The following is a 6,688-nucleotide window of genomic DNA, read 5'->3' as shown; positions in this document are numbered from 1 at the left end:
GCGGATACTTCTGGATATAATCAAAAACCATAACTAATACAGAAAAATGGTAGACACTTACTTAAACGTTTTACCATTTTTCTTTTCCTAAGTTAATATTTCGGACAAGTCTAAGGGAATTATTCACTTCGATGCACATTTTCGCAACATCCTCACTGACGGCAAACAGATATATTTGACTGATTTTGGTTTAGTACTTGATAAGAGTTTTTCGTTAACCAAAGATGAAGAATCTTTTTTTAAGCAGAACCAATTTTACGACTACGGAGAAGTCTTGCGGAATCTTGGTCATCTTATTCGCTCACGATATGATTTATGTTCTGAGAACGATAAACGCAGAATAATGGAAAAATATCAGATAAAAGAAGGTTTAAAACCTTATGAACTGGGGACTATATTACTCGACAACATCGAGCAGTTAAATGCCGATGAAGTCATAAAGTTAGATAAGTTCTATGTTGCCAGTATCATCAAATACCGCAGCATTATTGCACTGATGCAAAACTTCTTTGTTGATATGTATGAAAATAACAACAAGGACACAAAATTTCCTCATACAAAACTACGACAGCTGCTCAAAGAGACGGGGTTTATTTCTGGTGCTGGTGACTACGGCGGATAAAGCTATCTTTGCAGAGTAATTATTAATAAGGTAAAAGCAAAATTGATAATAACTTTATCAATATCTCCGTAAATACCCTATTACTTTTTTATTTGATTTTTATAAATACGTAAAATTACTGTTACATTCATTCCTACTTATAAGTAAAATTACACTTATCTAATCTCTGAAAGTATGTTACTCAGTATACTAGGCATAACTTATACTAAATACATCTAAAGAAAGCAGAATAGAGAGCTTAAAATCGATGATAATTTCCACAGATTTTGCTTAATACTTCTTTTCACTAAAAAATTACTAAAAAAATAGAAATGAGTTACTACGATTTTAATGAACATTTCTGGTCGCCGAAGACAATCCGTACTAAATCATTACCGCCAAAGCCTTATCAAAAGCCTATTTCTAAAATTCTGATATCTACTTTATCTCTAATATGTATTGCTATATGGATAAACTTATTATTTGAAGTGATTATGAAGAAAGAAAATCAAAAGCTACATGGAATTTTTATGTATACTAATAATTGCTTTATGTTTAAAAGCGATAAAAAACTTCAAATTCATTGCTCGATCTTCAAGTGATAAATGAAATAGGTTTATCTACGCTACTACTCGCCCATTATCATCCGGTTAAAACTTTGCAGCAGGTTCAATGGTTTGGGTGATGTCTACGCCCCGCTTTGAGAGCGATGTCTACGACGGGCTGTCCGGTGTCGCTACTTCCTTCATCCCCAGATTTGCCTTCTCAGCGCCCTATTACCAGCAACTATATCCTGCGTCCCGCCAAGGAAGAAGCTCAAAATCACAGTTGCCGTCTGTGATGCGCTGGCTGATGCTGACCTCTAAACTTTGTAATGGCAACTTCAAGATTATTCGTTTTTTGCATAAAGCACGAAACTTGAGGTGAATAGTATTATATAACGGTACTTATTATGGATAAACCGGGGACAACAATAAGAGTCTCCTATATAATTTACTTCTATCAAAAACTGCTCTGGATTAACTCCAGGGCAGTTTTATGTTGAGTCGATTGGCCCTAGTTTAGTAATCGCTATGATATTAGATAGGCTTTTATCATTCATCAGGTGTCAAATAATCAACACAAGCAATGCCAACTCTGCCAAAGAGAGATGGAATCTTTGACTGTCCATCACTTAGTTCCACGACAAAATACCAAACGCAAAAAACAAGACCCAGGCCCAACAGCAAATATTTGTTCTGCCTGCCATCGCCAAATTCATGTTTTATTCGATAATAAGCTGCTGGCCCTTGAACTCAACACTTTAGACAAGCTTAAAGATGAACCGCAAATGCAGAAATTTTTGGTTTGGGTAAGAAAGTAAGACCCAGGTAAGCGGGTATCAGTCCATCGCTAAAAAATAAGGTGGGATGGAGTAAGCACGTTGCTCCCGGCGGATATGCCATCGCACGACTTGTATCCTAATTCTGGTGAAACCAAAGGCAAATGCTCTTAATTGTCAGTTCTCTTGGATAATCAGCTAGTCGGCACGCTCCTCGTAAACCCCAATTGGAACCAAATCAGCTAAACTTATTCTCAGATGTGACCCTCACACCAGCACGTAGAGCAAAGGTGCTGGTGATGAGTGCTGATGCCCTGCTAAAGTGGAAGTCTCAGATTTTGGATTATCAGCAACGAGTCAGAGAGAACAAACCACCACAGCAGACGGCGTTATTTGACATTGCACCCAACCACTGCAACCCAGACGCGATAGATCCTTTTACTCTGCCCTTGCAATCAATGGCGTTTTACAGAATGCCAACAGATGCAGGTAGTGCCGCTATTTATTTTGTGATCGATAATGCCATACCCTTACTATTGTATGTTGGTGAAACAAGACGATCTGGTAAAAGGTGGAAAGGTGAGCATGGATGCAAGCAATATTTGGATAGCTACCATTCACTGCATCATCATTATGGGCTACAAAGAGAAGTGAGTATCGCTTTTTGGTGGGATACGCCTATTGACCGACGCTCACGGCAGGAATTGGAGTTGAACCTTATTTTGAAGTGGCGCAGTCCATTTAATAAAGAGAACTGGGAGCGCTGGGGGCAACCTTTTGGGTAGGGCTGCATGATCAGCGATGAGCTATACCTCCACTCGAGAAGGGATCGCCTAACTGCACTATACCCTTCAACAGCAGATTTCTTGGTTGTTATTGACTTTAATAATTTATATTCAGGTTTACCGAACCTTAAAATTCGAGTAAACCGTAATTCTTTTTCATGCCTAATTTAGTGCGGTAATCATCAATAAGTGGGTGATAATAACCGAATTTACACAACTTTTTATCATGACTAATATAAGAATAAAAGCAACAAATTCAATTCCTCAATCAAGTAAAGAAAAAGTTAGGGCGCAAAAAGAATATGGCTATTTTAGGTTACAATCCTTGGGCTGAGATGACTACACTACAACGTCAAATTGACAGAGTGTTTGATGAGTTACAAGTGCAAACATTTAAAACTCCAGCAGCCGAATTGACTGAAACTGAAGATGCATTACACCTAAAACTTGAACTGCCTGGTGTATCAGCACAGGATGTAGATATTGAAGTTACTGAAAACACAGTAAAGGTGATAGCAGAACGCAAATTAGAACATAAAGAAGGTACTCGTTCCGAGTTTTACTACGGCAAGTTCCAGCGTGTAATTCCTTTTAAAGCTAAAATTTAAAATACTAATGTCACCGCAGATTATAAAGACGGCATTTTGAATCTGACGCTGCCCAAGTCTGAGCAAGAAAAGAACAAAGTTGTCAAGGTTAATTTAGAACAACCTGCTGCATAGTCTGAAATTACTCTACCTCCAATGATTGATGAGATAATAAAAGCCCAGTCATCTCATAACTGGGCTTTTTTGTAACAATTGTCTGTGAGGGTTGGTTTTCCTCTCTACGAGATGCCAAAGGCGAACGCTTGAATTTGGTAGGCTGGGCAATCGCTTGTGTTAGCGTTCGCGGAGCGTCTTGTGGAGAAGCCCGCCTTCGGCATCGCTTGTAGTTGATAGGGGCGATCAGCTACGCTCTTGCGGTTATGCTATCGCTCGTAAGGCTGAACACCTTATTTAGATAGCAGGATTTTTTAATTGAAAGGTTCCTGATTCGTAGTCACTTAAAGATGGGTATTGAATAGGCAGTGTAGTTTCCAAACTCAGCAGACGTTGGCGATATTGTTCCAAATATGCTCTCCGTTGTTCCTCATCTCCACGCGCTACTGCATACGCAACAAACGGCGGCAGCACATCAAAGCCTACAAAGCGAAAGATGCCATGATTAATCGGAAAAAGAATATTGTTGATATCGCCGTTTAAGCCAGTTGGACTATACATGGTTTCTGGACCACCAGTCGTTAATGACAGCATTGCTTTGCGCCCTTGTAAAACCCCATTGTCATAAAACCGTCCGCCACCGTAAATGATTCCCATTGCAAAGACTCGATCTACCCATCCTTTGAGAATGCCCGGTAAACCAAACCACCATAGAGGAAATTGAAAAATCAACACATTGCACCAAAAAAGCTTATTAATTTCTGCTTGAATATCTGCGCTGAAACTGTGCATTTGAGTAGCGTATTGTTCTTCTTCTTGCTGTTTAAAATAATCTGGATTCTTCACTGTTATAAAATTACGCCGATCTGAAACAGGATCAAAATTCATCCCATATAGATCGGATATCTCTACGGAATGTCCCTGTTCGGTTAGAGTTTGATAGGCAACTTTAGTCAAAGCTGCGTTAAAGTTTTGTCTTTCATGGTGCGCGTGAACAATAAAAACTTTCATACACCCTCAACAAAATCAACGTTGGCATAACAAAACCGCAGATCCCATCATCCTGATAAGCAAGATTAGATTTCCGTCGCTACTATCTTTGTGCTTCCTGCTACAAGTGGAATCATCCGATGGCGATTTGTGGCATTGGAAAAGTCAACTTCCCCAATTAATGATGGATGACGACTTAACCAGTATGTAGATTGGAGATAACCTGGTTCCGCTTTCATTAGTGGCAAATTATGCTTCTCTAGCACCTTTTGAATTCGCTCAAATGCTTCCGGCAGTTGGTTAAAGGGAATATTAGGAAAAGTGTGATGCACTGCATGATAATTTAGTCCACCCATTAACCAGCCTACTAGAGAGCTAGTTTCAATATTACGACAGGCATAAAGCTGCGTTAACTGGTGAGTGGTAAATTTTCCCCACAGCCCGTAGTGTTCCAAGTGATCCCGTGTCTGCACTACGATGCCAATTATCCGTTCTAAGATTAACCAAAATAAAATGTAGCGTAGTATTTCTCCTTGAAACATTGCCAGCATTAACAGAACGCTATGCACAAACATAATACCTGTAGCATCCAGCAGTACTTGTCTTCGCATACTAGAAACTAATTTTTGCAAGCGTATACCTTTAATAAAGCTTTTGATAATTAGCCCGATTCCTCCTAAAATCAAAATATCAAAAAGCCACTGATGACTTATATACCAACGTATTATCGGTTGTGCTTGCTGGTATTCTTCAAAAGTCCATTGGATTCGTTCTGGATCTCGCAAGTCAATGCCATTCCAGCCATGATGCAAGCGGTGTATTTCTGCATAGATACTGTAAGGCCATAGCATTGGCCAACTCATCAACCGAGGTATGATACTATCAAACCACTTCCAGCCTGTTAATGTTTGATGTGTCATATCATGGGTACAAATCAACCAAAAGCTATAAAAAACTCCGGACAGCATTGTTGCTGCCACAAATAAAATACTATTTGGCGCTGACCAAGCTAGTATAACTAAACCCAGAAATATCGAACCTAATATACTAAAACGTAGCAACCCGGCTTTCGGATTAACTTGGTGTAAGTCGGCTGTAACTTGCTGTAAATCCTGAGTGATACTATTTACTGTCATGGCGCAATCACCCATTACCCACCTCACCTAAATTAGTTATCTAAGTTACTATTAGCTTATCGCCATCTCTCAATAACTATAGGTAATACTCACCAGTAGTAAATACCCGTCTTCCCACAAAAATGTGATGCAAATTTTAGGGATGACTACAGCTGCTTGAGAGTAAATAATCTATTTCGGATATCAAGAAGTCAGAGGGTGACGCAGCGATCGCCTCTGTAACATCTGCAATTTCACACTCACGTTCCCTCTACCGTTGCCCCACGCTGTCTTGAGAACTGCGATTGCTACGGGAGCAGTAGTTAGATTGGTTTAGCACTAGCAATTAATCTATGGTGCTACTTTTTCTTTGAACAGCTTACCTGGAGAAAATCCAGGAACTTTGGTAGCTGGAATGGTCATTGGCTCATTGGTTTTGGGATTACGCCTCTCGCGCTCGGAGCGTTCACGTCGCTCAAATGACCCAAACCCAATCAGCATTACCTTATCCCCATTGGCTACAGCTTCGGTCACAACTGACAAAAAAGCACTGATTACTTCATCGGTTTGCTTTTTTGTGATGTTGGCTTTGGCTGCTACAGCATCCACTAATTCGCCTTTGTTCATATAATCACCTCAAACCATTGCAAGTAATCGAAATCTAGCATCATTACCTTTTATTAAGAAAGGGGAAAAGGAATAAATTTCTAGCAACACATGAAAATTAACAATGATCAAAAAGCGTGAGCGCTCACATCTGCAATCGGTCAAATTTTAGCTAATTTTCTTTTGGGCAAACAATGACAACTGTCCAGGAGAAATATTCCCGCGTCCAAATCGATGGTAGTAAAGGTGACAGCTACTTTATATAGACAACAACAACCAATTCTACAACGTGGAAAGAACAACAACAACAGCCCTAATTTTTACGTTAGGGTAGAAACAAATTAATTTCCACAACGTAGAAAATGACCAAGGTAGAATGGGCGATATCCCCTCACACAGAGTTACGATTTAGCTGTGTCTTCGACCCTAAAACCTGCTTACCCATACAGGGTTAGCGCGTCTCAAACCCTATTGACAGGGGGATTATGGCAGAGGTACTGAGTTTGAGAGAGCCGCAGCTAACACAGAGAGCATATAGCGATCGTTCATCGCTGCTCGTCGTGATTTTT

Annotated in this window: 7 protein-coding genes and 1 pseudogene; 5 read left to right on the top strand and 3 right to left on the bottom strand. The window is 39.8% G+C overall.

What is annotated here, in order from left to right:
• Nucleotides 1-175: 175 nt before the first annotated feature.
• From H6G97_RS42540 to H6G97_RS42520, 5 genes and pseudogenes are all read left to right on the top strand, one after another.
• The gene (locus tag H6G97_RS42540) at nt 176-622 is read left to right on the top strand and encodes a hypothetical protein (RefSeq protein WP_242055976.1); all 447 of its coding nucleotides are present in this window, start codon (nt 176-178) and stop codon (nt 620-622) included.
• Between the two features lie 663 nt (nt 623-1,285).
• Nucleotides 1,286-1,528, top strand: a complete 243-nt coding sequence (locus H6G97_RS42535; protein ID WP_190946572.1) for a hypothetical protein — start codon at nt 1,286-1,288, stop codon at nt 1,526-1,528.
• Nucleotides 1,529-1,706: 178 nt separating this feature from the next.
• Entirely contained in the window at nt 1,707-1,964 is a 258-nt protein-coding gene (locus tag H6G97_RS42530; RefSeq protein WP_338421963.1) for an HNH endonuclease, read from the top strand.
• Between the two features lie 185 nt (nt 1,965-2,149).
• Nucleotides 2,150-2,707: a GIY-YIG nuclease family protein gene (locus H6G97_RS42525; protein ID WP_190946570.1), complete on the top strand. Its 558-nt coding sequence runs from the start codon at nt 2,150-2,152 to the stop codon at nt 2,705-2,707.
• 302 nt (nt 2,708-3,009) lie between these two features.
• A pseudogene (locus H6G97_RS42520) lies at nt 3,010-3,429 on the top strand (Hsp20/alpha crystallin family protein).
• 276 nt (nt 3,430-3,705) lie between these two features.
• On the opposite strand, the gene H6G97_RS42515 reads toward H6G97_RS42520, so the two are convergent.
• The 3 genes from H6G97_RS42515 to H6G97_RS42505 all read right to left on the bottom strand — a co-directional run bounded on the left by H6G97_RS42515 (nt 3,706) and on the right by H6G97_RS42505 (nt 6,140).
• Nucleotides 3,706-4,419: an NAD(P)H-dependent oxidoreductase gene (locus H6G97_RS42515; RefSeq protein WP_190946569.1), complete on the bottom strand. Its 714-nt coding sequence runs from the start codon at nt 4,417-4,419 to the stop codon at nt 3,706-3,708.
• Nucleotides 4,420-4,484: 65 nt separating this feature from the next.
• Nucleotides 4,485-5,534 (bottom strand): fatty acid desaturase family protein, encoded by a 1,050-nt coding sequence (locus tag H6G97_RS42510; protein WP_242055975.1) that lies wholly within the window; start codon nt 5,532-5,534, stop codon nt 4,485-4,487.
• Between the two features lie 330 nt (nt 5,535-5,864).
• On the bottom strand, nt 5,865-6,140 hold the full coding sequence (locus H6G97_RS42505) for an HU family DNA-binding protein (RefSeq protein WP_190946567.1): 276 nt from the start codon (nt 6,138-6,140) through the stop codon (nt 5,865-5,867).
• Nucleotides 6,141-6,688: the final 548 nt, after the last annotated feature.

The organism is Nostoc flagelliforme FACHB-838 (assembly GCF_014698065.1).
Classification (GTDB): Bacteria; Cyanobacteriota; Cyanobacteriia; order Cyanobacteriales; family Nostocaceae; genus Nostoc; species Nostoc flagelliforme_B.
This window is presented reverse-complemented; position numbering and strand designations above follow the sequence as displayed.

What these genes read in the sequence shown, in the direction of transcription:
- H6G97_RS42505 (WP_190946567.1), bottom strand. Translation starts at nt 6,140, where the DNA reads ATGAACAAAGGCGAATTAGTGGATGCTGTAGCAGCCAAAGCCAACATC.
- H6G97_RS42535 (WP_190946572.1), top strand. Translation starts at nt 1,286, where the DNA reads ATGTCTACGCCCCGCTTTGAGAGCGATGTCTACGACGGGCTGTCCGGT.
- H6G97_RS42510 (WP_242055975.1), bottom strand. Translation starts at nt 5,534, where the DNA reads ATGACAGTAAATAGTATCACTCAGGATTTACAGCAAGTTACAGCCGAC.
- H6G97_RS42515 (WP_190946569.1), bottom strand. Translation starts at nt 4,419, where the DNA reads ATGAAAGTTTTTATTGTTCACGCGCACCATGAAAGACAAAACTTTAAC.